A 25114-nucleotide genomic window follows, 5' to 3' on the forward strand; every position below is an offset into this window, starting at 1 on the left:
AATATTAAATAACAAAATCCCATTCGAAAGAATGGGATTTTTTGTTTTAGCGCAATACTATTTGTCATTTCGACGGAGGAGAAATCGCACTAGAAACTCTACAAAGAAAAGCGCCAATCTTTGTCGATATACGAGTGCGATTTCTCCTCCGTCGAAATGACAAGATTGCGAATAATCTAAAATCTCCAATCTAAAATCTATAATTCTAATTATGAAAGTTATAACGATAATTGTATAACAGAAAAATCTTTCTTTTTGGGAACTTTGATATAACCATACAACAATTACTAACCTAATTTTTTAAATCATGCCAGATCCAAGAATTAAAAATGAAGCACAATACGAAGCTCTTTTAAATAAGGGATACAGTAAAGAGAAATCGGCGCGTATAGCAAATACGCCAGATGCAGGAGAAAAAGGCGGAAAAGCAAAGCCTTATGAAGAATGGACAAAAGATGAACTTTATCAACAAGCCAGAAAAGTAGGCGTTTCCGGACGTTCTTACATGAATAAAAAAAGCTTGATTAAATCACTCAGAACTAATTAAAATACATACCGCAGATTTCGCAGATTCTCTCAGATTATGGAAATGAAAAGAATGTAAAAGGAAAAATCTTTGAATCTGTGAAATCTGTGGCAAAAAAAGAAAAACGACCATGAATACCGCCAGAACTCAAAAACTAATGACACAACTAATTAAAACACCGCATTTAGTGTTAGAAAAATTAGAATTAGTTTATGTAAACAATCAAAATTTACCAATTGAAAGATGCCAGGGAGATGATGGTTTTATTTATAAAAAAAACGGACGCTGTATTAAGCAAAAAAGCGAAATAAAGCGTTTTAACAGCTTGGTTTTACCGCCGGCGTGGGTAAATGTAAAAATATCCGACTTATCAAACGGGCATTTACAAGCGGTAGGTTTAGATGTTAAAAACAGAAAACAATATCGGTATCATCCAAAATGGAATTTAATTCGCAATCAAACCAAGTTTTACAAAATTGCAGAATTCGGACAAAAGCTTCCTTCTATACGAAAACAAGTGGATATCGATTTAGAACAAAAAGAATGGTCGAAAGAAAAAGTAATTGCGCTTGTGATTCGGTTAATGGAAGAAACGCATATCCGAATTGGAAATGAAAAATACGCGAAAGACAATAAATCGTACGGACTTTCGACTTTGCGAAAAAGACATATCAACATCAATAAAAATTCCCTCCGATTTGAATTCATCGGAAAAAAGGGAAAACAGCACACCATTACCACAAGAAACAAACAATTGATTAAACTGGTAAGCCGCTGTGAGGAAATTCCGGGTTGGGAAGTTTTTAAATATTACGACAAAAATGGCGAAAGAAAGGTTTTAGACAGTCATATGGTCAATGAATATCTGCACAATATTTCGGGCGAATATTTCAGTGCCAAAGACTTTAGAACCTGGGCCGCCTCAATTATATTCTTTGAAAGTTTAATGGAACTAGGCGTTACATTAGACGAAAAAGAAATCAAAAGAAACATTGTTCAGGCTTATGATGCCACAGCAGAAGCGCTGGGAAACACAAGAAATGTGTGTAAGAATTATTACGTTCATCCCTTGTTGGTTACAACTTATGAAGACGGATCGATTCAGCCCTATTTTGATAAAGTAAAAAAGAGCCGAAGCACAAAAAAATACTTTTCAAGAAGCGAAAGTGCCTTTGCAGAACTGATTGAAAATTATCAGGTCAGTTTACTGTAATTAAAATCTAAGAGTTAATGCACCTCTTTCAAAAGCATAAAGTTTAAAAAACAAACAAAAATCAGTATTAACTAAAAATCAATTATTATGTTACGATGGACAGTCATATTTATTATTCTGGCAATTATTGCGGGAATATTTGGTTTTGGTGGAATTGCCGCTGGAGCCGCTAGTATAGCAAAAATTTTATTTTTCATATTCTTAGTGTTGTTTATTATTTCGCTGATAAGCGGAAGAAGAAGTGTTTAACACTAGGATTCAGTAAAATAAGAACGAAATCAAAAACGGCACATATATCTCGGTAAATGTGTCGTTTATCTTTTAAAAATATCAAATTATGGGAACTAAAAGCGGAGCTTACCAGGATGTTTACATTAAACGACAAGACGAAATGGTAAGTTTGAAAAACGATGTAACAGATTTTTGCGAAAAATACATCAAACCTGTACATCCGGAAAACTGGGATTGGACGACACGTGATTTCGAAAATCCCGAAAACGATCCAACAATTGCCGAAGCAAGAGCCGTGGCAAATGTAGTTTACAAAGATTTACTAGACGGAAAACAAACCGATGTTGATCTATCGACAATGGATAATGTCGAAGCAATTAAGGCTTATTTGAACCCAAACAGCAAACATGCTGATTTTAATATGGAAGAATTTGCCTTTGCTTTAAAAGTCGAACTCGAACACGGAAAAATCAGAGATGTAAACGTAACCAACAATCATCCTTTTTTAACGGCAATGATTGCACTTGCACACATGACCGAAAGCCTGACGTACTATAAACGCCTTAAGGTGATGGAATCTGAAGGCGAAATTTATGAGATTATGCGTAAAATAGAAAGCTCAGAATCTGGAAAAGAAGAGTGGTACAAAGAATTAGGCAAAGCCGAACAGGAATTAGCAGAGGCAAAGGAAGGACTTGTAGAACGTTTACAAAAAATGGATGATATTCCGGTTCTGGAAAAAATAGGCGATTAGCATTTAAACACATAAAAAAAGCCGTTAAGTTTATTCTTAACGGCTTTTTTGTTTTTGCGATAATTATAGGAAAAATTGTATTTTTGTCTCACATGCAATTCATCAAATTATCATAAACAGAAAAATTGGAATAGTATCGTACATTAAAAATCTGGTATTGTACATTTTTTTATTTTTCTTATTTCTAATTATTATCTTTGAACTATGAGCACACAAACAAGATCAAACCATATAGGGCGAAAAATAAGCCGTCTTCGTGAACTAAAAGACATGAAGCAAGAAGCACTTGCACAAGCTTTAGGAATCAGCCAGCAAACTGTATCAGCAATTGAAAATAGTGAAACAGTTGATGAAGAAAAATTGATTGAAATTGCAAAAGTTTTAGGCTTGAGCGTTGAAGCAATTAAAAATTTCTCTGAAGAAGCAGTGTTTACTTTTTTTAATAATTTCTATGATAATAGTAATCAGGGAGCCAGTTTTGGAAATTATAATACATGCAATTTTAATCCGCTTGATAAATTAATGGAATCTTTAGAACAAAATAAAAGTTTATATGAACGTTTATTAGAATCTGAAAGAGAAAAAATATCATATTTAGAGAAATTATTGAATTCGAAATAAAGATTTAAATCATAAAAAAAACCGTTAAGTATAATTCTTAACGGTTTTTTTATTTCATGTATTTCTTTGTTCCGTAGGAACATTTCGTCGGTAGAAAAATTATATTTATTATGGTTTACGTTCCATAGGAACGTTTGATTTTTCTATAATTTTTAATAATCCAACGCTTCAACGTTCCTACGGAACGTAAATCTTACTGAACTCTATTTTTTTTCTACCGATGAAACATTCCTAACGGAATGATAGCTGGATATCAAAAAGCAACAATTTTTGTTTTTATATATTTTTTGTTCCGTAGGAACATCTCGTTGGTAGAAAAATTAATATTGTTATCATAGTTTACGTTCCGTAGGAACGTTTGATTTTGACATCGTTTTTTATAATCTAACATTTCAAATGTTCCTACGGAACATAAATGCTACTCATTTCATGTTTTTTCTACCAATGAGACATTCCTAACGGAATGAAAGCTGGATATGAAAAAGCAACTATTTTTGTTTTTATATATTACTTGTTCCGTAGGAACATTTCATTGGTAGAAAATTAGTTTGTTATCCATTTTTACGTTCCGTAGGAACGTTTGATTTTGCAATTTTTTTCTACCAAATGAGACATTCCTAACGGAATGATAACTGGACGGAATAATAAATGATTTTCATTAAAAACAAATAAAATAATTTATACAAAAAGAGCTGTTTCGACTTTTGAAACAGCTCTTTTTTCTTTCAATCTTCCAAAAAATTACAATCTTCTTTTATCTTCTTCTGTATAATCATCGTCTTCCTGAACATCGTCTTCAATATATTCGCTGTCTTCTTCTTCCTCACCGTCGTCAATGTCCTCTAAATCCTCTTCGGTTTCATTAAAGTTGTTTTCAAAAGTATCAGCAGGATTATCAAATTCATCGTTTTCGACCTTATCAAGTTCTTGTTCATCTAAGTCTTCTTCGATATAGTCATCCTCATCTTCCTCATCAAAATCATCTTCATCTTCTAAAACAACTTCATAAACATCATTGTTGTCTTCAAGATCTCTGTCTTTATGGAAATCATCATCTAAATCATCCAAATCGTCGTCGTAAACGCCCGATCTCTCATCAGGATTAGGTTTGTTAGGGTTATGGCCATTTCGAACCGTATAACCACGTTCTGCGTCTTCTGAGCGGCTGTTTTGAGTTTCTTTCGTATTTAAATCATAAAGTTCCTCATTCATAACCGTATTTCTATCTGAATCTGGACTTCCCGGATCTTTCGGAAAAGTACCATTTCTATTATCTGTAGTGTTCATGATGTTAATTTTAAATAGTTATATATACAAATCTAATTCTCAATCATAAAGATTTTCTTATAGAATTACTAAATCTAATTGCATAATTAACAGATGTTTAGAATGAAATTTAATTAAAGAATCATATAACCTTACTGGTAATCAAGAAAGTAATTTTATCAAACTATTAATCATAAAAATTATTACCATGAAAACGAAGGATGATAAGAAAAGTACTGGAACAAAAGAAACAGTAAAAAGAGGAGTAACAAAACCAAAATCGAATGCTGCGGCAGGATTATCAGAATTATTTGAAGATAGTTTAAAAGATATTTACTGGGCAGAAAAAGCATTAACCAAAGCATTGCCAACAATGGCTAAAAATGCTACTTCTGCAGAATTAATCGACGCTATTAATAACCATTTAACCGAAACAGAAGAACACGTAACGCGTTTAGAAAAAGTTTTTGAACTAATTGGTAAAAAAGCTACTGCTAAAAAATGCGATGCAATGGAAGGTTTAATCGAAGAAGGAAAAGGAATTCTTGAAGAAACAGAAATTGGTGTGGTTCGCGATGCCGGAATTATTGCTGCCAGTCAAAAAATCGAACATTATGAAATTGCGACTTACGGAACTTTAAGACAGTTTGCCGAAACGCTGGGTTATGAAGAAGCTGCAGCTTTATTAGAGCAAACACTTGATGAAGAAAAAGGAGCTGATAAACTACTTACAGAAGTTGCTGTAAATGCTGTAAATCTTGAAGCTGCAGAAGCAGAATAAAGTTTAAAATAGTATATAAAAAGTGCAGTTTCTAAAAAACTGCACTTTTTTTTCATTAAAAATTTAAAACTAAAGTTATGCCCGAAGGTCCGTCAATATTGATTCTAAAAGAAGAAGTACACCAATTTGCAGGAAAAAAAGTAATTGAAGTTTCTGGAAACGCCAGTATAGATCTGGAGCGTTTAAGGGATAAAACGCTATTATCTTTTAAAACCTGGGGAAAACATTTCCTGATTTGTTTTGAAGATTTTACCGTTAAAATTCATTTAATGATGTTTGGAACCTACAGAATCAACGAAAAAAAAGATACTGCACCAAGGTTGCATTTAGGTTTTTCGAGCGGAGAAATCAACTTTTATACCTGTTCAGTAAAGATTTTAGAAGGACAGATAAATCAATATTACGATTGGAGCGCAGATGTTTTAAATGAAAATTGGGACCCAAAAAAAGCAAAACGAAGTCTGGATAAAATCCCAAATGAAATGATTTGCGATGCTGTTTTAGATCAAAATATATTTTCGGGAGTGGGGAATATTATCAAAAATGAAGTTTTGTACCGATGTTTTATTCATCCTGAATCTTTGGTTGGAAAAATTCCGCCGGAAAAATTAGATGAACTTATAGCCGAATGTTCGATTTATAGTTTTGAATTTTTGTATTGGAAAAAGAAATTTGAACTCAAAAAACATTGGCTTGCCTATTCGCAAAAAGAATGCAAAAGATGCAATTTGCCCATCATAAAAGAACCGACAGGGAAGAAAAACCGTCGAAGTTTTTACTGCAATAACTGCCAACAGCTTCACAAATGAAAAACGAAATTTTAATAGGATGCTCAAGCTACAATAATCGCTATTGGAAGGGAATTTTCTATCCTGACAATCTGGCATACTCGAAATGGTTTGAGTTTTATTCCCAGTACTTTAGCACGTATGAGTTCAACGGAAGCTTTTATAAGTTTCCAACGCTTAGAATCCTCATGAACTGGTACAATAAAGCACCAGAAAATTTTCTTTTTTCGGTAAAAGCGCCCAAAGAAATTACTCATATCAAACAATTTTCAGATTGTGAAAATCTAATTTCAGAATTTTATAATGTCTGCGAAAATGGTTTAAAAGAAAAGCTGGCTTGTGTGCTTTTTCAGTTTCCGCCAAGTTATTATTTTACTTCAGAAAGATTAAAACAAATTATCAGTAATTTGGATTTAAAATTTAAAAACGTAATTGAATTTCGCCATAAAACCTGGTGGAATCAAGAGGTTTGGGATGCTTTTATGGAAAATAATATCACATTTTGCAGTGTAAGTCACCCGCAATTACCACAGACTATTTTTAAAGATTTTCCGCTGGTTTACATTCGGTTACACGGAGTTCCTAATATGTTTTACTCCAGTTATTCAGTTGAAGAATTACTTCAGATAAAAACCACAACTAATTTAAAATCAGGATTTATATATTTTAATAATACAGCAAGCGAAGCAGGAATTTTGAATGCTTTAGAGATGAAGAGGATTATGATTTAAAGCTGTTTTTTATAGACTCAGATTTGTCATTTCGACTGAAAGGAGAAATCGCACTAGTATGTCGACAAAGATTGGCGACTTTCTATGCGGATTTTCGAGTGCGATTTCTCCTTTCGTCGAAATAACAAACTGAATGTTAAAATAAGTATATTCGCGTTAAAAAAATGAATACCCAAATTGGCTTTCACAGCTATTATGTTTATATAATTACAAATCAAACCGCTCTACATTTTACATTGGGGTAACCAACAATCTAAAAGCAAGACTTGTTAAACACAAAGAAAATATAGAATTAAAAGTGAATTCCTTTGCCGCAAAATACTATATCGAGCATTTGGTTTATTATGAAAAATTTACTTGGATTCAAGAAGCAATCGTAAGAGAGAAGGAATTAAAGAAATGGAGGAGAGAGAAAAAACTTGAATTGATTAAAGAGTTTAATCCGAATTTTGAATTCCTTAATTATCATTTTGAATAAGTTTGTCATTTCGACTGAAAGGAGAAATCGCACCCGAAAATCCGCATAGAAAGTCGCCAATCTTTGCCGATACACGAGTGCGATTTCTCCTTTCAGTCGAAATGACAAAACTATGTCTTAATCTTTGTCTCGATGTACTAGTGCGATTTCTCCTTCGTCGAAATGACATAAAATGAGGAATATTTCTTTTACAACTTCAAATTCCCTTCAATACCGTCATCCATAACTTTCCCGGTAACAAAAGCAGCGGTCATTTTTGCAATAGCTACAATCTTACCGTTTTTGTTGTTCCAGTAATAACCATCTTCCGGCGTTACGGTAATCACGCTTAAATTGGGATCATCTTCACCGCCCGGCATCCATACTTTTACAATTGGGTCGTATAATTCTTTGATTGTTTCCCTGTCGTACGAAATAGTTGCCGTTCCATGTATCGTCAGGAATTTATCGTGCGGTTCAGAGAAGAATAACTCAACTTGAGGATTCATCGTAATCTCTGCATTATGAGTACTGTTTCGGTCAGATAAAAACCAAAGACGTCCCAAATCATCTACTTTTTGAACAGACATTGGTCGTGACTGCAGTCTGTAGCTGTCGTAAGTGCAAAACATGCACGTTTTTATATTTTCTGCTAATTCTTTGATTTTATCAGCAGCTAAGTTTTCTGTAAGGTCTTTATGATCTCCCATGGCTCTATAATTTTTATATTTAATATTTTGATTCAAAGCGTTAAAACGCTGTATAACAAAATTGAGATTTTTGCCATGGAATGGCTTACAGAATTATATTTTTAAATTATTATATTTCAATTAACCGATTTTGTGAGAATTTCTAAACAAATTGTTTTATTTCGCCAATTTTAACTATCTTTGGACAAACAGATTTACCCAAAATTACATATGAAAGAATGGACGATATTCTACACTGATGATGATGAAGACGATTTAAGCATATTTACAGACGCTGTAGAGTCATTATCACAAGATATTAACCTCCAGACTTACTCAGGTGGAGAAAAGCTCTTAAATGCCGTTTATAATCCGCCGCCAACTCCCACTGTCATTTTCTTAGATTTGAATATGCCGGGAAAAAACGGTTTTGATGTATTAAACGAGCTGAAAGGTTCTAAAGAAAAAAGTGATATTCCGGTGATTATCTTTTCAACATCAAATGAACCTGGTATTATTGAAAAATGTCTTAATCTGGGCGCAAATTATTTTATTACAAAGCCGGTTTTAATGAAAGATATCATAAAATCGATAGAACATTCGCTTACCATAAACTGGAAAGAATTTGTTCCGGACAAAAAGACTTTTGTGTACAAATTGTAGTTAAACTTAAAACATAAAAAAAACGCCAAACTTAAAATGAGTTTGGCGTTTTTTTTAACTCCGGCAGGAAAATTTTAAAAGTTGCACCTTGGCCTTTTTCGCTTTTTGCTTTTATAATTCCTTTATGGTTTTCGACAATTTTTTTTACAATTGCCAGGCCAATTCCGGTTCCGGAGAATTCACTTTCGGTATTTAATCGCTGGAAAACTTCAAAAATCCGTTCATTGTATTCATTATCAAAGCCAATTCCATTATCTTTTATTCGCAGGCAGAAATATGTTTTTTCAGGATAATTAACTTTAAAATTTAGTTCACTTCCGGGAACTCTGCGCGCTTTAATTTCAATATGCGGCGGAATATCTTTTCGGGAAAATTTAAGTGCGTTTCCAATTAAATTATGCAGCAGCTGTCGAAATTGAAAAGGCATAACAGTTCCGTCTCCCAAAGGCTGTAGATCAATAACAGCATTTTTTTCTTCAATACGTTCCGAAAAATCCATTAAAACCTCTTCAACGATTTCATCTAAATTAGTTTTTACAAAAATCCTTTCGGCAGAATTGGTTCTGGAATAGGTGAGAAGGTCCTGAATTAATGTCTGCATTCTTTTAGCCGAAACTTCAATTCGTTCTAAATATGTTTTGGCTTTCGCCGAAATATTCTGATCATCCAACTCTGCTAAACGACTCGCAAAAGTCTGGATTTTCCGAAGCGGTTCCTGTAAGTCATGACTTGAAATATAAGCAAAAGACTGGAGTTCGATATTCATATTAATCAGATCCCGGTTTTTAAGTTCCAGCTCTTCAGTTCGATCGTGAACCTGCTTTTCAAGCTGATTTGTAAAATCCTTCTGGTCCTGAATATCAGAACTGGTACCAACCCACATTTGAATCTTTCCTTCAGGATCTCTCTGCGGAATGGCGCGGCTAAACTGCCAGCGGTATATACCATCATGACGGCGAAAACGATGTTCAAACAAAAATTCTTCTCCCGTTTTTATAGACTGCATCCAGATGTTGATATTTTCTTCACGATCATCAGGATGTATCACCTGCAGCCATCCGTTTTGGTCAACATCGGCTTTTGTGATGCCGCAAAAATCATAAAGTGACTGATTGAAATAATCCAGATTTCCCATTGTGTCACTTGTCCAGACAAACTGCGGCATAGAATCTGCAAGAACACGGAATTTTTTTTCACTTTTCATTAAAATTTCCTGTCTGTTCTTTTCCTCTGTAATGTCCATTACGGTGCCCAGCATTTTGGTAGGATTTTTTAATTCGTCAAAAAAGATCTTTCCGTGAACACGAATCCAGGCAATACTGTCATCTGGTTTTAAAACGCGTGCTTCGTATTTATAAATATTGGTTTGCAAAGCAATTTCGTAAGCTTTTTGAATGTTGTCAAAATCTTCCGGAAGAATTCGGGATAGTACCTGCGGGCGTGATATCTTTAAGTTTTTTGGAAGACCAAACAACTCTGGCAGATTATCAGAATAAATCAATTCCTGCGTTGGAATATTTAAATCCCAGGTTACGATTTCGGCAATTTCAGATGCTAGACGTGCTCTTTCTTCGGCATCTTCGACCTTTTTTCTGGCTTCTACTTTTTCTGTAACATCGTTTACGGTAACCATAATCGATGATATCTCTCCATTTTTTTCATACAAAGGAGTATATTGATAATCCAGATAAAACTTCTCTAATTTGCCTTTAATATCAATATATGCAATAGATTCGTTTTCACGAATCGTTTTTCCATCGTATAGTACTTCGTCAAGTAATTGAGGATATTTTTGATCTAAGAGCTCAGGAAACACCTCTAATAAAGGTTTACCAATAGTTTCACTTGGGTCTTTCTGCCAAATATCATTGTGCAGGGTTGTATTGGCCATCTCAATAATATGGTCTTTTCCCTTAAAAATAGTCATTGCAATAGGCGACTGCATTACCAGGTTCCTAAACGCTTTTTCACTTTCAGCCAGATAATAACGTGCTTTTATTGATTCTGTAACTTCATAACCTACAACAATAACGCCTGTTATAGCATTGTTTTCTTCTCTTAAAGGATGAAAAACCAAATTGAAATAACAATCTTCCTGTTTTCCGTATCGGTTTAAAGTAACCAGTAATTCATTTGAAAAATAGGGGATTCCGGTCTCATAAACCTGCAAAAGCAAAGGCTGAACCGTTTCTTTAGCTTCCGGCAGATATTCAAATGCCGATTTATTAAGCGTTTGTTCTTCGGTTTTATCTACAATTTGCAAGTATGTTTCATTAGCCATTTCGACCAGTAAATCCTTGCCTTTCAGAATGGCGATTCCAAGCGGAACTTGTCTCACAATATTCTTAAAACGTTTTTCACTTTCTTCAATTGTATTGCGTGCTGTAACCTGAATCGTAACATCGTTTGCAATCGCAACAATTCCAGAGATCGATCCGTCGGGTTCTTTTAAAGCTTCGTAAACAACATTTACAAAAGTATCTACAATTTTGCCGTTTCTGGTTAGTTTTACCGGAAGTTCATTAGCTGTAAATCTTTCACCGGTATTATAAACATTCAAAAGAATATCTTCTAAACCCTGTCCCGCAGCTTCAGGAATTGATTCAAAAATAGGCTTGTTGAGAACTTCATCTTCTTTACGTTCCCAAAATTCCAGCATAGGCTCATTTGCAATTTCAACAACATAATCTTTTCCTCTAAAAATACACATTGCATTTGGTGCCTGAAGAATATTGTTTCTGTAGCGTTTATTGCTTTCTTCTAAATTTTTGTGAATGTTTACCTTATCTGTAGTTTCATTGCAGATTACCAAAACGCCGTCAATTTTACCATCATCATTTGTAACCGGACTGTAGCTGAAAGTCCAGTAAACATCTTCCATTTTTCCGTTTCGGTAAATAGGCAGTAATAAATCTTCATGCCATGTTGCTTCGCCTTCTGTTAAAACCTGATCAATCAGCGGACCAATAAAATCCCAGATTTCCGGCCAGTATTCAGCACCTTTTTGACCTAATATAGCGGGATGCTTTCCATCGTTTCCAAGACTTGGACGATAGGCATCATTATAAAAACAAATATGTTCCGGTCCCCAAAACAAAAACATGGGGAATTTTGAGTTCAGCAGAATTCCTAAAGTAGTACGAAGACTCTGCGGCCATGTGTCGACAGCCCCAACAGGAGTTTTGCTCCAGTCTTTGGCACGGGTTAATGCACCCATTTCGCCTCCTTTTGCCATGAAATCTTGGTTTGTATTGTTCATTAAAAATTTGTTTTTGTTTTGATTCAAACAATAAATTTTGTGTAATTAATATAGTGTTTTCTAAAGTTTTTCAGATGAAAACCTAAAATTATAAAAATAAATTTTGATTTGTTTTCCGTTTTTTGAATGAGCTAACATTAAAATTAATAGAGTTAATTTTCATTGATTTTAATGATGAAATTTGAATTAACAAAGATTATCAACTAATCTTAAATTACAAAATCATGAAAAAAGAACAAAAACACGAAACCGACTATATAAAGAAATATCAGGATGAAGGCTATACAAAGAATTATTTATTCGACAATGGCTGTTTAATTGATTCAGAAACTAAATATGCTTACAAGCCAGATGAAATATATATTGTAGCGCACCATCGTTATGAAGGAATGAGCGATCCGGATGATATGTCAATTTTATATATTATTGAAACAAAAGACCAGGAAAAAGGAACTCATTTATTAGGATACGGCCCAACAGCAGATTTAGAAGAAGCCGAATTTTTTAAAGATATTCCGAAGAAAAATTATTCAAAAAACGCAGACATAAGTGAACTTACATAAAATAAAATAGATAAGTATTTTTATTTTGCTGAGGAGCAGTTGTTCCAGATTTATTCTGGAGCAGCTGTTTTTTCTTTTTATGAGCTTCGCTAAAGGTTCAAAGGGACAGAGGTTCAAAGGTTCAAAGGTTCAGAGGTTTTGTAGAGACGCACTGCAGTGCGTCTTTCTAAAGTATTGAGAGGGAAACCTTTGTTTCTCTGTCCCTTTGAACCTTTGTTGCTGCGCAGCTAAAAATTATGAAATTTCTGATTGAAATTGTATAAGGATTTGATTTGCAAGAAGTACGAAATTTGGGTTATAGAAAATGAGTAAAAAACTAAAAGTTCTTTTTGTACGTAAATAGATACAAAATACTTTTCTTAAACCAAAGCAAATGAAAAAACTTTACATAAATACCGGAGGATTTGATGCTGTTTTTAACGACTTAAAAGATAGCTTTAATGGTCAGCTTACAGCGAATAACAATGAATATAATTTAGATATTAAATCAAAATGGACAAAAGGCTCTATTAAAGGAAATAGATTTGATGATAAAGTCCTGTTTATGCATTTTGATCTTGAATTTAATGAAGAAGTTAGTTTGAGTATCGAATCTTTTAAAAGCGCACCTGTCTTTTTTGTTTACTGCGAAAACGGAAACGTAAGTCATAGTTTTGGCGCAAATGGAGAAAAGAAAGTTTTAAGCAAAAAGCAATCGGCTGTTTTAAGCAATTCTTCGGTTATCAATAGTGTATTGTATTTTGAAAGCCATAAACGTATTCAGTTTACATTACTTGGAATGCCAACAATTGAAAACAAAAATGTAGAATTGACCAATCAGGTTAAACAGCATTTTACAAACGATTCTGGGAATTATATTTACATAGGAAAAGAAAATTCAAGAATCTCAAAAAGAATAAAAGAATACGAAACAGTTCCGCAAAAAGGACTTGTGGGAACGCTGCTTAAAAAAAGTATTTTAAAGAATATTGTTGAAATAGAGGTAGAGCAGCACAGTTTTAACTACCTGAGCACATTTGATCCTGTTGTTAATCTGGCAATGAAACCGATTAATGAAATCAAACGAATTTCAACCATGAATTTTTCTGAAATGCTGGCTGCAGCAAGACATCTTAGAGCAAAATATCATTTTTCATTTAAACCATACAATCAAAAATTAGCTAGCTAACAAGCATTATATATTAACTACTATTACGAAAAAAACAGCTTTTCCTAAAGAAGCTGTTTTTTTTATTTTTAGATTTTTTTTGCCCACGGGTTTTACTGATTTGAGCGGGTTTGCGCAGGTTTTGTTTTTTCACGCAGGTTTAAATTTGGATTTGTGTTGAGTTTTAATCTCGCAAAGTCGCAGAGTCGCAAAGTTTTTATTTAATGCCACAGATTAAAAAGATTAAAAAGATTTTTTAAATTGCCTCCAGCTTCAGCTGGAGGTCTAAGAATATTTGAAAAAGGCTTTAGCCAAACTATTACGGTTTGGCTAAAGCCCTTTATGCGTTAATTAATTTTTCCATTCAGCTAAAGCTGGACGCTATTAACTTAAAAAACTTTGCGACTCTGCGACTTTGCGAGATTCAAACTCCAACACAAACCATCTTAAATTAAACCTGCGCAAACCCGTTTAAATCAGTAAAACCAGTGGGCAAAAAAAACTTAGCATTTCAAAAGCTACTCTTTTTCATAATAAATAATAAAATATACCATAACGAGATTCAGGCATAAGGAAACACTGTTTGTGATTATTATAGGAAGATCCTCTTTTAGAATTCCGTAAATAATCCAAACTGCGATTCCGAAAGTAAGAATGCTGAAGGTTTTAAGGGAAATATCTTTTACTTTCTTGGTTTTCCAAACCTTTAAAATCTGCGGAATTGTGGAGAGTGTAATGCAGGCTCCGGCAAATAATCCTATGATGTCTATGTAGTTCATTTTTTTTAAGGTTTGAGGTTTTGTTTTTTGAATCCCGCAAAGTCGCAGAGTCGCAAAGCTTTTTATTTAATTGCAAAACTTATTTAAGAATAAAACTTTGCGACTCTGCGACTTTGCGAGATTAAATAAGCACAGCAAGAAAAAAACTTTGCGTAAAACCCTTGCATGCCCTGAAGTTAAAAATCATCCACCAACTAATTCTCCGCCATTAATATGAATAAACTGTCCAGTGATATAACTGCTGTCTTCGCAGGCTAAAAATACATACGCAGGGCCCACTTCAGAGGGCTGTCCGGCTCTTTCCATTGGGTTGTCTTTTCCGAAATCAGAAATCTTGTCAAAACTCGCCACGATCAAAGGCGTCCATATTGGACCTGGAGCAACGCCATTTACCCTGATTTTTCTTTTGGCAAGCATGGTCGATAATGATCTTGTAAAACTTACAATAGCACCTTTTGTACTCGAATAGTCAACTAAATGCTCGCTTCCGCGATACGCAGTTACAGAACTTGTATTGATAATTGTATCGCCTTCTTTTAAATAGGGAAGTGCCGCTTTTGTAATATAGAAGTACGGATAAATATTAGTCTCAAATGTTTTATGCAATTGCGCAGCGGTAATTTTTTCCAGTTCGTTTTGCGGAAATTGAATAGCTGCATTATTCACTAAAACATTTATGGTTTTAAAAGTTGTAACGCATTTTTTAATAGCTTCTTTACAGAATTTCTCATCCTTCAAGTCACCGCTTATAAGCAGACATTGCTGACCTTCTTTTTCAACCATTGCTTTTGTTTCCTGCGCATCTTTATCTTCTTTTAAATAAACAATGGCAATATTGGCACCTTCACGTGCAAAATGTACGGCAGCGCTTCGGCCAATTCCGCTGTCACCGCCGGTTATAAAAGCAGTTTTACCAAGAAGTTTTCCGCTTCCCGTGTAGTTCTCTCTTATAATTTCCGGTTCGGGATTCATTTTATGTTCGTTTCCGGGAAGCTCTTGTTTTTGCTCCGGAAATGTTTTAGGCTTTTTCATAACATGTACTTTTAAAAACAAATTCTATAGATTAAAATTAGCAGATTGACCAATCAAAACAGGGCTCTAATAAAATTTTGATTACCTCTATAAATTAAAAAAGAAAGAAAAAAGCTATAATTGTTTTAATTTTTTTCAAATGGGTAAATTTTTAATAAGCTGACTTTCATAAATTCAATTTAATTAGGAATAAAAACATGGGAATTATGTAACGAATTAAATACCGATGTAAAACTGAATGCTTGTTTTTTTTCTAAATTTGAAAGTTTTGACTAACCATATTTAAAATAGGATCAGATATTTTAAATAAGAACCTTTTCAAACCAATGATTCAATATTTTTTAACTAGTAACGCTTTATTCCCCATAACAGCATGGTATTAATTGTTGATGATATCAAGGCAAATATTATTGCCTTAAAGAAAACATTAGAACTGCACAATATCGACGTAGATACTGCCGAATCTGGTGAAGAAGCCTTAAAGAAAATCTTAAAAACAAACTACTGTCTTATCATTATGGACGTTCAGATGCCCGGACTTGACGGCTTCGAAGTAGTTAAAATTCTTTCTGGAAATAAACGAACCAAAGACATTCCCGTAATTTTTCTTTCGGCATTAAACATCGAAAAAAAATACATCTTTAAAGGATATGAAAGCGGCGCGGTAGAATACATTACAAAACCTGTTGATACGGATTTATTGATGCTGAAGGTAAAAACTTTCATCAAAATCTACGAACAGCAAAATGAGCTAAAAGGCATAAAAGACCTTCTTTCTAAAGAAATCAAAATTAGAAAGGAAGCGCAGGATAATCTCGAAATCAAAATTGCGGAAAGAACCAAAGAACTGGTTTTGAAAAACGAAGAATTAGAGATGAAAAATCACGAATTACAGCAGTTTGCCTGGGTAGTATCGCACGATTTAAATGAACCTATAAGGAAAATCCAGATTTTTATTAAAATAATCAAGGAACTTTATTTAAAAGAAGATGAAAAAGGAATTGATTATGTCGACAGAACCATAAAATCTGCCGAAAGAATGCAGACCCTTATTACAGATCTTCTTGCCTATTCCAGATTATCAGCACAGGTTAAACCGGAAATTACAGATCTTAATGTGGTTTTACAGGAAGTTCTTTCGGATTTTGATTATTTAATTGAAAGAAAAAATGCCACTGTAAAAGCTACAGAACTCCCCACAATAGACAGTATTCCGAGTCAGTTAAGGCAGGTATTTCAAAATTTAATTGGAAACGCCCTTAAATTCTCAGGCGGTGATGAACCTCCATTAATTGAAATTACGGCCGAATTAATTGCAGATAAATCGTTTGACAGTCCAACTGCGCCAGAAGGAAAGTATTGTAGAATTGTGGTAAAAGATAACGGAATTGGTTTTGATGAAATTTATCTGGACCGAATTTTCATTATTTTCCAGAGTTTAAACGACCGACAGACTTATGAAGGAACGGGAATTGGTCTGGCAATCGCAAAAAAAATTATAGAAAAACACAACGGATTAATAACGGCAAAAAGTGAAGTAGGCAAAGGTGCCAGCTTTATTATAGTTCTTCCCCTAAAATACGAATAAAATACACTTTAAAACCATGAATGGTAACTTTAAAAGAAATCTGCTAATCAGTTCATTAGTTTCATTATTAGTGTTAACAATTAGTTCTGTTGCTTCCTTTATAAGCATCAAAAGTTTGTTAAACAGTAATTTCTGGGTAAATCATACCCAGGATGTTATTTACAACTTAAACGAAGGTTCGGCCATTATTACAGAAGCCCAAACGAGTATGCGCGGTTATTTATTAACCGGTGACGAACAGTTTGTAGACCGGTTTAATGAATCTGAATCCAAATCAAATACTTACTTTGAAAAGCTGGAAGAGCTTACAGCAGATAATCCTCCACAGCAAAAACTGTTATCCGACTTAGCATCTAAACGTTCCGGGTTCTTTAAATACCTGAATAATCAAATCGTAAAAAAGCGTTTAAACAAGGAAACACTTGTCTTTGACTTGAATGAAGGCAGGATAATGATGAACGACATACGAGCGGTTATCAAAAAAATAGAAAATACAGAACAAAAGCTTCTGGAAGAACGAAATTCAAATTCTGAGCGTTATGGTAATTATAGTTTGATTTTAATTATAGTCGCCTTTTTCATCGCTTTTATTATTTCGATTGTCTTCCTGATCAGAATCCTAAAAGATTACAACGAACGTTCAGCATTACAAAAAGAACTGGAGAAAAAGGATATTGAAACAGCACAAAGAATTGAAGCAATCAGCAGCATTGCAACCAACATTTCAAAAGGAAACTACGATATTCGTGTAGACGATACAAAAGCCGATGCACTGGGAAGTGTAGGGGAATCGTTGAATACAATGGGAGTTTCCCTTAAAAACTCATTTGAACTTCTTTCTCAAAAAGAATGGCTTCAAACCGGAGTCGCAGAGTTGAATAATGCGATGCTGGGCGAAAAAACACTACAAAAGCTTTCTAAAGATATTATTGAGTTTTTATGCCAATATACCAATAGCAGCGCAGGAGTTTTGTATGTTATTGAAGAAAACGAATTAGTATCTTCTGGTGGATATAGCTATATACCGAGTAAAAGCCGCGAACGCATTCGAAAAGGCGAAGGTTTGATAGGTCAGGCTATTTCATCTGGAAAAATATTAGAATTAAAGACATTATCTGCAGATGATATTCAAATTAATTATGCTTTAGGACAAGTAAAACCTACGCATATTGTGGCGGTTCCGCTGCAGGATAACAAAATTGAAGGTGCGGTTGAATTAGCGAGTATTTACGGTTTTTCGAAGTTGCATTTAGAGTTTTTACGAACAGTTGCCAATAACATTGGAATTGCCTTAAAATCAACTCAAAACAGAAAAAGAGTATTAGAACTGCTGGAAGAAACCAAATCGCAGTCAGAAGAACTTCAGACACAGCACAGCGAACTGGAAGCGATTAATGCCGAATTAGAAGCACAGACTGAAAAACTGCAGGCTTCTGAAGAAGAATTGCGTGTGCAGCAGGAAGAATTGGAACAAACGAACGAAGAACTTTCTGAAAGAAGTGTTTTATTGGAAGAAAAAAACAATGAAATTCAAAAGAAATCAGAAGCTTTAGAATTAACAACACGTTACAAATCAGAGTTTTTGGCTAATATGTCGCACGAATTAAGAACGCCTCTTAATTCAATTTTGCTTTTAAGCCGTTTATTATCAGAGAACAATAACAAAAGCATGAACAATGAAGAAATTGAGTTTGCCAAAGTTATTCAGAGTTCAGGAAACAGTTTATTAGGTTTAATTGATGAAATTCTTGATTTATCTAAAATCGAAGCCGGTAAAATGGAATTAGAATTTTTAGATATTTCGACTAAAGAAATCACAGACACACTTTGGAATCTCTTTAATCTTGTAGCTAAAGAAAAAGGAATTGAATTTGAAATTATTTCGAAAGAAGCGCCAATTGTCATTAAAACAGACAAAATGCGTTTAGAACAAATTCTAAAAAACCTGATTTCGAACGCTATTAAATTTACAGAAAAAGGAAAAGTAACACTCGAAATCAAGATAAATACAGACGATGACAAAATTATCTGCTTTATTGTAAAAGATACCGGAATAGGAATTCCGTTAGAGAAACAGCCGCTTGTTTTTGAAGCCTTCCAACAAGCCGATGGTTCAACAAAACGTAAATACGGCGGAACCGGTTTAGGATTATCGATTAGCAGGGAGTTAGCAAAATTACTTAAAGGAGAAATTATCCTGCATAGTAGAGTTAATGAAGGAAGTACCTTTACATTATGCCTTCCGGTTTATGGTTCTGTTCCTTACAAAACAAATGTGGAGAAAATACCGCCAACAGCGTTTGTAGAACTGGAACCTGAAAACGAAGCAGGAACGCCTGCAAAAAAATATATCAGCTCAACTATTCCAGACGAAATAGACGACGACAGAAATGAAATAAAAGAAGGAGATAAAGTAATTTTAATTGTTGAAGATGATATTCATTTTGCAAAATCACTTTTGGCTTTTTCAAGAAACAAAGGTTATAAAGGAATTGTGGCTGTAAGAGGCGATCATGCCTTAAATTTTACGCTGTTATATAAACCTCTTGGTGTCTTGTTAGATATTGAACTTCCGGTAAAAAGCGGATGGGAAGTTCTGGAAGAATTAAAAAATCATGCCGAAACCAAACATATTCCCGTTCATATTATGTCATCACATAAATTGAAACAGGAAAGTTTATTAAAAGGTGCAGTTGACTTTTTAGACAAACCTGTGGCATTTGATAAAATTCCGGATGTGTTTTTAAGAATTGAACATATTATTAATAAAGAAGCGCAAAAGGTTTTAATTATTGAAGATAACCCAAAACATGCCAAAGCCTTATCTTATTTCTTAGAAACGTATAATATCAATTCGGAGATAAAAAGTGAGGTTTCAGATGGAATTCAGGCTTTAAGCAAAACAGAAGTTGACTGTGTAATCCTGGATATGGGAATTCCGGATAAACAAGCGTATCAAATTCTGGATGGCATTAAGAAAAATCCGGGCTTGGAGAAACTTCCGGTAATTGTGTTTACAGGAAAAAGTTTATCGCTAAAAGAAGAAGTAAAAATTAAGAAATATGCTGATTCTATTATTGTAAAAACAGCTCATTCGTATCAAAGAATGTTAGATGAGGTTTCACTTTTTCTTCATTTAGTAGAAGATAAAAAGGAAGGAAAAGACAAAAAAGAAGGGCATAAAAAGCTAAATTTACTAAACAACATTCTGCACGATAAAAAAGTGCTGATTGTTGATGATGATGTTCGTAATATTTATTCGCTTACAAAAGCCTTAGAAGTATTTAAAATGACGATTATTACGGCTTTTGATGGAAATGATGCCATTAAAGTGCTAAGCGAAAACCCAGATACCGATGTCGTTTTATTAGATATGATGATGCCGCATATGGATGGTTACGAAGCAGCCGAGAAAATACGTGCCAATCCTAAGTTTTTAAATTTACCTGTAATTGCCGTAACCGCAAAAGCAATGACAGGCGACAGGGAAAAATGTATAAAAGCCGGAGCATCAGACTATATTACAAAACCAGTAGATGTTGACCAGTTATTATCGTTATTGCGAGTTTGGCTGTACGATAAAGTTTAATAGATAAAAGTTTATGCCACAGATTTCACAGATTAAAAGGATTCAAAAATTGAGATAATACTGTGATTAAAAAATCCCTTTAATCTGTGAAATCTGTGGCAAAAAAATAAAAAATATTTAGCCACAGATTATAAAAATCTTTTTAATCTTTTTAATCTGTGGCAAAAAAAATATAAAAGTTTATGAGTAAAAAACGACTTTTAATTGTAGATGACGATCCTAGAAACATTTTCGCATTAACACATACTTTGCGTGTTAAGTCATATGATTGTTTGTCTTGCAACAGTGCCGAAGATGCAATAAAATTATTGAAATCGGATGAAAATATCGACGCAGTTTTGCTGGATATGATGATGCCCGAAATGGATGGATATGAAGCCATTCCGTTAATAAAAGCCATTCCGTCAAGAAAATCTATTTTTGTTGTAGCGGTTACTGCGCAAGCTATGACAGGCGACAAAGAAAAATGTTTAGAGGCCGGAGCAGATGACTACATCTCAAAACCGGTAGATGTTGATAAGTTACTGCTTGTATTAAGCAAAATTTGAATGGGGTAAATTATGATTGAAGATATCGAATTAGAAACACTTATCAACGAAGTTTACGAATACTACGGTTTTGATTTTGGAAGTTATTCAAGAGCATCCTTAAAAAGACGTGTATACCGAGTATATCAGTTAGGCGGATTTGGTCATTTTCATGAATTTCTCTCAAAAGTTCGTTCTGATCCTGAGTATTACAAACAAATGATCGACGAGATCACGGTCAATGTTACAGAAATGTTTCGTGATCCGACATTTTACGGCATTTTAAGAAAAGAAATTTTACCATTATTAGGCACAAAACCTTTTATCAGGTTATGGCACGCCGGCTGTTCTACAGGCGAAGAAGTCTATTCTATGGCTATAATGCTTAAAGAAGCAGGTTTACTGCATAAATCCCTAATTTATGCTACAGATATTAATGCCACGGTTTTAGAAACAGCCAAAAAAGGAATTTTCCCGCTCAGAATGATGAAAGAGTATTCGCAAAACTATCGTGATGCAGGCGGGCAGGAAGACTTTTCGAGTTATTATACCGCTAATTACGGCATTGCAAAATTCAACGAAGAGCTGTCTCAAAAAATGGTATATTCACAGCACAATTTAGTATCAGACACTTCATTCAATGAATTTGATATTATATTATGCCGTAATGTTTTAATTTATTTTGATAGTGACCTTCAAAAAAGAGTCATTAATTTATTTGATGAAAGTTTAGCCGTTTTAGGTTTTCTGGCCTTAGGCACAAAAGAAACAATAAAATATTCTATTTCTCCCGGCAAATACAAACAGTTTGAAAAAGAGAAAATATGGAGGAAAATAAAATAATATCAAACTGCAGGTTAGTAATAATAGGAGGATCAGCAGGAAGTTTAAATGCTTTAATGCAGATTTTACCTGAATTAACAGCACTGCGTAATTATGCGATTGTAATTGTTGTACATCGCAAAAGTACAGACGATCAGACTCTGGAAGAATTAATTACTTTAAAATCAAGCGTTCCCGTAAAACCAATCGAAGACAAAACAATTCTTATACCCGGTTTCATATACATTGCCCCGTCTAATTATCATTTATTATTTGAAAAAGACGATACACTCGCATTAGATACCTCAGAAAAAATCAATTACAGCCGTCCAAGCATCGATGTTTCTTTTGAATCGGCAGCAGAAATCTTCGGAAGTTCTTTGGTGGGAATTCTATTTTCAGGATCCAATACCGATGGAACTTTAGGATTACAAGCCATTCAGGAAACCGGTGGAAAAATTGTAGTGCAAAATCCATTATCGGCAGATATGCCCTTTATGCCCAATAATGCCATATTATTTACAACACCGGATTATGTTTTAAACAACGAAGAAATATTAGCATTACTCAACGCCATAAACAGTTAATTACTTTTTAGGCGCTTCGTCCTCAGGAAGAATAACTTTGTTCAGTTCTGCTTCTTTTTCAGCACGTTTTTGAGCCGCTTTTCCTTTACCAATAGGTATTCCGGCAGTAAAATACAAAGACCTGTTATATACATTAGGTCCGTCACCTTTCATAACCGGAACCAAACCATAATAATATTGAATGGTGATATTTAAACCGTTGCCCACATTCATGTGATATCCCGTACCAAAAGCAATTCCGGCATCAATAACCCTGATTTCATCCCGAATCTTTTTCTTGTAAACCACATCATTATCATTAATCTTATTTTTAAACTGATCAAAAGCCGAAGCCAAAAGCCCAAGCTGAGGCCCGGTTTTAAGATAAATTCGATTTTTAAACTGATATTTAATCAAAATAGGCACATTAAAATACCGAATCTCACGATCAACAGTTCCGCCCGCAAAAGTATTATCCAGATTTTCATCTTCTAAAGAATAAAGAGGAATTTGCCGTGCGCCCATAGGAGATTTAACAATCACACCCGTATTAATCATCCACGCCGGATTTTGCTTTGATTTTATATCAAAATAAAAACCAAGATTAAAACCGGGATTCAATCCAGAACTCTCCATATTAGAAATATCTGAAAGATTGATACCGCCTTCTAAACCAAACTCTAAAAAGGGAGAATTTAGTTTATCACCAAAAATCAGAGAAATCAAAACCTGAGATTCCGCGTGATTCATACAAAAAAAAGTGACGAGTAATAATAAACCTTTTTTCATAAAAATAGGTTATAATCCAAAACGATATTGTATTCCTCCTAAAGCTTGCGTACGAGTTCCCAGAAAACCAGCTTCGACCCTAAACATAATATGTTTATTAAATTGATATTGAGTCCCTACAATGAAATTCCACATATCTTTTGGTCTTTTTTGAAGCGAATATTGAACCGATGAAGAACTGGCAGTGCTTAAAGCACCGTCTAAAGTTGACAAAAAATTTCCGGCACTTTCCAGCGCACGGTTTGCTGTATTATGTTTAGCAATATTAGCAGGATTTTTTTGTTCGGCAGGTGTTAGTCCGCCCCACCAGGTATCGACCTTTTGCTGGTTTTCAGAAACCTTAGTTAGTCCATTGTCGACTTTTGCCTGCGCTGTAGATAAATCGATTACATCCGATAAATTAATATTTCCATTTGTATTTCCGGCTATATGAACCCTGAAGCCGCCAACCCATACCGCTATATTTTGATCTGCTTTAGGAAGTTTAAATGTTTTTCCTAAACGAGGACCAAAGACATACGAAAAAGCAGGTTTATCTAAAGCACTTACATCTGTCCAGGCCATATTCATATCAAGAGCGAGCCAGCCGCCTCCAATTCCTATGGTTGGTGTCATTCCAAAACCAAATGTGGTAGCACTAAAATTGGCTTTTGTACTAAAATTGGCAATTTCAGTCCAATTATTATCAGCATCAGGTATATAAATTCCCGCATTGATTTTTGTTGAAGGATTTGATTTTCCAAAAATACCATAGATATTTAAAAAAGGCAGCAGCCATATATCCGGACGAATAGTAAGTGCTCCCGCTTCGACAGAAGATTTATCAAAACGTACAATTTCGTCTAAATTATACATAGGTCCGTTGTTAAAACCCACTTGAAGATTACTGATGATAATTTCAGAATCCTGCCAGAAATAATTTATGGAAAGCCCGGCTGAATAAGGAAGTTTGTATCCTTTTTGAGCTACTTTTTCACCCCAGATAGGAAGGGCATAAGGATAATCGGCAACTTTAAGACTGTCTTTTAACTCCTGGTTTTTTTGTCCTACGATTTTCTCAGTATAAACCTGACCGAAAAATGAAACACTAAATAATAAAAAAACGGCTGATATTAGTTTTTTACATTTCATTGATTAGAGTATTAGTTGATTAAAATAAAACTGCTTGAAATAAATATGTACTAATGTATTCTGAGGGAATTTCGGCTTATCTTTTGTTTTTAGAGGCGTAAAATAGAGATATTGAGAGGGATTATATGTAATAATATGAGTTAATTATTGTTAAAGTTAACTAAAATTTCTTTTAGGAAGAACTATTTTTTAATAAATATGCTTAAAAATCAATCTATTACGACTTTTTTAAGAGCAGATAGAATTACAAACAGAATATTATATTATTTTTACAGTAATGAAATGGATAGCAATACTTATGTCAATTTATTTGATGGCACTTTCAAATATGCCTTGTGCAGATATGGAAGTAAACAGCGCTATGCATAAAACAGCCCGGTTTTCATCAGAAGAAAATCATTCCCACGATAAAGACAACGATTTATGTTCTCCATTTTGTGCCTGCAACTGCTGCGGAGCACAGGTTTTAAGTTACCAGATAGCTGTAAACTTCGAATTTCCTTCGGCTTACACAAAAATTTCAATTCCTTTACCAAGTTACAATTCTGTATTTACTTCTAATTTCTACGGAAGTATTTGGCAGCCCCCTCAAATAGCATAAT

General features: G+C 34.0%; 25 protein-coding genes. 18 read left to right on the forward strand and 7 right to left on the reverse strand.

Annotated features, from left to right (window positions below):
• The first annotated feature begins 307 nt into the window (after nucleotides 1-307).
• The 5 genes from APR43_RS17895 (at nucleotide 308) to APR43_RS17915 (ending at nucleotide 3345) form a co-directional block, all read left to right on the forward strand.
• Nucleotides 308-547 (forward strand): hypothetical protein, encoded by a 240-nt coding sequence (locus APR43_RS17895; protein ID WP_053472232.1) that lies wholly within the window; start codon nucleotides 308-310, stop codon nucleotides 545-547.
• Between the two features lie 136 nt (nucleotides 548-683).
• Nucleotides 684-1739, forward strand: a complete 1056-nt coding sequence (locus tag APR43_RS17900) for a DNA topoisomerase IB (protein WP_317044744.1) — start codon at nucleotides 684-686, stop codon at nucleotides 1737-1739.
• Nucleotides 1740-1826: 87 nt separating this feature from the next.
• Complete coding sequence (locus APR43_RS17905; RefSeq protein WP_035644678.1) at nucleotides 1827-1988, forward strand: DUF1328 family protein; 162 nt, start codon at nucleotides 1827-1829, stop codon at nucleotides 1986-1988.
• Nucleotides 1989-2076: 88 nt separating this feature from the next.
• Complete coding sequence (locus tag APR43_RS17910) at nucleotides 2077-2724, forward strand: DUF5661 family protein (protein WP_053472234.1); 648 nt, start codon at nucleotides 2077-2079, stop codon at nucleotides 2722-2724.
• Between the two features lie 204 nt (nucleotides 2725-2928).
• A complete protein-coding gene (locus APR43_RS17915) occupies nucleotides 2929-3345 on the forward strand; it encodes a helix-turn-helix transcriptional regulator (protein ID WP_053472235.1) in 417 nt (138 codons plus the stop codon).
• Between the two features lie 741 nt (nucleotides 3346-4086).
• Here the strand turns inward: APR43_RS17915 and APR43_RS17920 are convergent.
• Nucleotides 4087-4632: a hypothetical protein gene (locus APR43_RS17920; protein ID WP_053472236.1), complete on the reverse strand. Its 546-nt coding sequence runs from the start codon at nucleotides 4630-4632 to the stop codon at nucleotides 4087-4089.
• Nucleotides 4633-4819: 187 nt separating this feature from the next.
• On the opposite strand from APR43_RS17920, the gene APR43_RS17925 reads away from it, so the two are divergent.
• The 4 genes from APR43_RS17925 (at nucleotide 4820) to APR43_RS17940 (ending at nucleotide 7389) form a co-directional block, all read left to right on the forward strand.
• On the forward strand, nucleotides 4820-5392 hold the full coding sequence (locus APR43_RS17925) for a ferritin-like domain-containing protein (protein WP_053472237.1): 573 nt from the start codon (nucleotides 4820-4822) through the stop codon (nucleotides 5390-5392).
• A gap of 77 nt (nucleotides 5393-5469) precedes the next feature.
• Nucleotides 5470-6201 carry a DNA-formamidopyrimidine glycosylase family protein gene (locus APR43_RS17930; RefSeq protein ID WP_053472238.1) on the forward strand — a complete coding sequence of 244 codons (732 nt, stop codon included), beginning with the start codon at nucleotides 5470-5472 and terminating at the stop codon, nucleotides 6199-6201.
• Nucleotides 6198-6911 (forward strand): DUF72 domain-containing protein, encoded by a 714-nt coding sequence (locus APR43_RS17935; protein ID WP_053472239.1) that lies wholly within the window; start codon nucleotides 6198-6200, stop codon nucleotides 6909-6911. The genes APR43_RS17930 and APR43_RS17935 overlap by 4 nt, the downstream gene beginning before the upstream one ends.
• A 235-nt stretch (nucleotides 6912-7146) precedes the next feature.
• Complete coding sequence (locus tag APR43_RS17940) at nucleotides 7147-7389, forward strand: GIY-YIG nuclease family protein (protein ID WP_371079495.1); 243 nt, start codon at nucleotides 7147-7149, stop codon at nucleotides 7387-7389.
• A gap of 188 nt (nucleotides 7390-7577) precedes the next feature.
• Here the strand turns inward: APR43_RS17940 and APR43_RS17945 are convergent, their stop codons facing one another.
• Nucleotides 7578-8078 (reverse strand): pyridoxamine 5'-phosphate oxidase family protein, encoded by a 501-nt coding sequence (locus APR43_RS17945; RefSeq protein WP_053472240.1) that lies wholly within the window; start codon nucleotides 8076-8078, stop codon nucleotides 7578-7580.
• A gap of 210 nt (nucleotides 8079-8288) precedes the next feature.
• On the opposite strand from APR43_RS17945, the gene APR43_RS17950 reads away from it, so the two are divergent.
• Nucleotides 8289-8720, forward strand: coding sequence for a response regulator (locus APR43_RS17950; RefSeq protein WP_082356426.1), 432 nt, complete (start codon nucleotides 8289-8291; stop codon nucleotides 8718-8720).
• 31 nt (nucleotides 8721-8751) lie between these two features.
• Here APR43_RS17950 and APR43_RS17955 read toward each other — a convergent pair whose 3' ends face one another.
• A complete protein-coding gene (locus tag APR43_RS17955) occupies nucleotides 8752-11979 on the reverse strand; it encodes a PAS domain-containing protein (RefSeq protein WP_053472242.1) in 3228 nt (1075 codons plus the stop codon).
• 224 nt (nucleotides 11980-12203) lie between these two features.
• Here APR43_RS17955 and APR43_RS17960 point away from each other — a divergent pair, with 224 nt between their 5' ends.
• Entirely contained in the window at nucleotides 12204-12542 is a 339-nt protein-coding gene (locus APR43_RS17960; protein ID WP_053472243.1) for a hypothetical protein, read from the forward strand.
• Nucleotides 12543-12915: 373 nt separating this feature from the next.
• A complete protein-coding gene (locus tag APR43_RS17965) occupies nucleotides 12916-13710 on the forward strand; it encodes a hypothetical protein (protein WP_053472244.1) in 795 nt (264 codons plus the stop codon).
• 497 nt (nucleotides 13711-14207) lie between these two features.
• Here the strand turns inward: APR43_RS17965 and APR43_RS17970 are convergent, their stop codons facing one another.
• Nucleotides 14208-14468, reverse strand: coding sequence for a SemiSWEET family sugar transporter (locus tag APR43_RS17970; protein WP_053472245.1), 261 nt, complete (start codon nucleotides 14466-14468; stop codon nucleotides 14208-14210).
• 183 nt (nucleotides 14469-14651) lie between these two features.
• A complete protein-coding gene (locus APR43_RS17975; RefSeq protein ID WP_053472246.1) occupies nucleotides 14652-15500 on the reverse strand; it encodes an SDR family oxidoreductase in 849 nt (282 codons plus the stop codon).
• Nucleotides 15501-15873: 373 nt separating this feature from the next.
• Between APR43_RS17975 and APR43_RS17980 the strand changes: the two genes are divergently transcribed.
• From APR43_RS17980 to APR43_RS18000, 5 genes are all read left to right on the forward strand, one after another.
• Nucleotides 15874-17088: a response regulator gene (locus APR43_RS17980; RefSeq protein ID WP_053472247.1), complete on the forward strand. Its 1215-nt coding sequence runs from the start codon at nucleotides 15874-15876 to the stop codon at nucleotides 17086-17088.
• A 16-nt stretch (nucleotides 17089-17104) separates the two neighbouring features.
• Nucleotides 17105-20677 (forward strand): response regulator, encoded by a 3573-nt coding sequence (locus tag APR43_RS17985; protein ID WP_053472248.1) that lies wholly within the window; start codon nucleotides 17105-17107, stop codon nucleotides 20675-20677.
• Between the two features lie 182 nt (nucleotides 20678-20859).
• Complete coding sequence (locus APR43_RS17990; RefSeq protein ID WP_053472249.1) at nucleotides 20860-21225, forward strand: response regulator; 366 nt, start codon at nucleotides 20860-20862, stop codon at nucleotides 21223-21225.
• Between the two features lie 12 nt (nucleotides 21226-21237).
• Nucleotides 21238-22047, forward strand: a complete 810-nt coding sequence (locus tag APR43_RS17995) for a CheR family methyltransferase (protein ID WP_053472250.1) — start codon at nucleotides 21238-21240, stop codon at nucleotides 22045-22047.
• Nucleotides 22029-22613 (forward strand): chemotaxis protein CheB, encoded by a 585-nt coding sequence (locus APR43_RS18000; RefSeq protein ID WP_053472251.1) that lies wholly within the window; start codon nucleotides 22029-22031, stop codon nucleotides 22611-22613. Before APR43_RS17995 ends, APR43_RS18000 begins: the two co-directional genes overlap by 19 nt.
• Here APR43_RS18000 and APR43_RS18005 read toward each other — a convergent pair whose 3' ends face one another.
• Together APR43_RS18005 and APR43_RS18010 are read right to left on the reverse strand one after the other, a co-directional pair.
• Entirely contained in the window at nucleotides 22614-23381 is a 768-nt protein-coding gene (locus APR43_RS18005; protein WP_053472252.1) for a porin family protein, read from the reverse strand.
• Between the two features lie 9 nt (nucleotides 23382-23390).
• Nucleotides 23391-24512 (reverse strand): hypothetical protein, encoded by a 1122-nt coding sequence (locus APR43_RS18010; RefSeq protein ID WP_053472253.1) that lies wholly within the window; start codon nucleotides 24510-24512, stop codon nucleotides 23391-23393.
• Between the two features lie 277 nt (nucleotides 24513-24789).
• Between APR43_RS18010 and APR43_RS18015 the strand changes: the two genes are divergently transcribed.
• Entirely contained in the window at nucleotides 24790-25113 is a 324-nt protein-coding gene (locus tag APR43_RS18015) for a DUF6660 family protein (RefSeq protein ID WP_235992038.1), read from the forward strand.
• Nucleotide 25114: the final 1 nt, after the last annotated feature.

Origin of the sequence: Flavobacterium sp. NLM (genome assembly GCF_002210235.1) — a bacterium.
GTDB classification, from domain to species: domain Bacteria; phylum Bacteroidota; class Bacteroidia; order Flavobacteriales; family Flavobacteriaceae; genus Flavobacterium; species Flavobacterium panici.

Bases quoted from the DNA above. Each gene is read 5' to 3' on its own strand.
- APR43_RS17895 (WP_053472232.1), top strand. From the start codon at position 308: ATGCCAGATCCAAGAATTAAAAATGAAGCACAATACGAAGCTCTTTTA.
- APR43_RS17900 (WP_317044744.1), top strand. From the start codon at position 684: ATGACACAACTAATTAAAACACCGCATTTAGTGTTAGAAAAATTAGAA.
- APR43_RS17905 (WP_035644678.1), top strand. From the start codon at position 1,827: ATGTTACGATGGACAGTCATATTTATTATTCTGGCAATTATTGCGGGA.
- APR43_RS17910 (WP_053472234.1), top strand. From the start codon at position 2,077: ATGGGAACTAAAAGCGGAGCTTACCAGGATGTTTACATTAAACGACAA.
- APR43_RS17915 (WP_053472235.1), top strand. From the start codon at position 2,929: ATGAGCACACAAACAAGATCAAACCATATAGGGCGAAAAATAAGCCGT.
- APR43_RS17920 (WP_053472236.1), bottom strand. From the start codon at position 4,632: ATGAACACTACAGATAATAGAAATGGTACTTTTCCGAAAGATCCGGGA.
- APR43_RS17925 (WP_053472237.1), top strand. From the start codon at position 4,820: ATGAAAACGAAGGATGATAAGAAAAGTACTGGAACAAAAGAAACAGTA.
- APR43_RS17930 (WP_053472238.1), top strand. From the start codon at position 5,470: ATGCCCGAAGGTCCGTCAATATTGATTCTAAAAGAAGAAGTACACCAA.
- APR43_RS17935 (WP_053472239.1), top strand. From the start codon at position 6,198: ATGAAAAACGAAATTTTAATAGGATGCTCAAGCTACAATAATCGCTAT.
- APR43_RS17945 (WP_053472240.1), bottom strand. From the start codon at position 8,078: ATGGGAGATCATAAAGACCTTACAGAAAACTTAGCTGCTGATAAAATC.
- APR43_RS17950 (WP_082356426.1), top strand. From the start codon at position 8,289: ATGAAAGAATGGACGATATTCTACACTGATGATGATGAAGACGATTTA.
- APR43_RS17955 (WP_053472242.1), bottom strand. From the start codon at position 11,979: ATGAACAATACAAACCAAGATTTCATGGCAAAAGGAGGCGAAATGGGT.
- APR43_RS17960 (WP_053472243.1), top strand. From the start codon at position 12,204: ATGAAAAAAGAACAAAAACACGAAACCGACTATATAAAGAAATATCAG.
- APR43_RS17965 (WP_053472244.1), top strand. From the start codon at position 12,916: ATGAAAAAACTTTACATAAATACCGGAGGATTTGATGCTGTTTTTAAC.
- APR43_RS17970 (WP_053472245.1), bottom strand. From the start codon at position 14,468: ATGAACTACATAGACATCATAGGATTATTTGCCGGAGCCTGCATTACA.
- APR43_RS17975 (WP_053472246.1), bottom strand. From the start codon at position 15,500: ATGAAAAAGCCTAAAACATTTCCGGAGCAAAAACAAGAGCTTCCCGGA.
- APR43_RS17980 (WP_053472247.1), top strand. From the start codon at position 15,874: ATGGTATTAATTGTTGATGATATCAAGGCAAATATTATTGCCTTAAAG.
- APR43_RS17985 (WP_053472248.1), top strand. From the start codon at position 17,105: ATGAATGGTAACTTTAAAAGAAATCTGCTAATCAGTTCATTAGTTTCA.
- APR43_RS17990 (WP_053472249.1), top strand. From the start codon at position 20,860: ATGAGTAAAAAACGACTTTTAATTGTAGATGACGATCCTAGAAACATT.
- APR43_RS17995 (WP_053472250.1), top strand. From the start codon at position 21,238: ATGATTGAAGATATCGAATTAGAAACACTTATCAACGAAGTTTACGAA.
- APR43_RS18000 (WP_053472251.1), top strand. From the start codon at position 22,029: ATGGAGGAAAATAAAATAATATCAAACTGCAGGTTAGTAATAATAGGA.
- APR43_RS18005 (WP_053472252.1), bottom strand. From the start codon at position 23,381: ATGAAAAAAGGTTTATTATTACTCGTCACTTTTTTTTGTATGAATCAC.
- APR43_RS18010 (WP_053472253.1), bottom strand. From the start codon at position 24,512: ATGAAATGTAAAAAACTAATATCAGCCGTTTTTTTATTATTTAGTGTT.
- APR43_RS18015 (WP_235992038.1), top strand. From the start codon at position 24,790: ATGAAATGGATAGCAATACTTATGTCAATTTATTTGATGGCACTTTCA.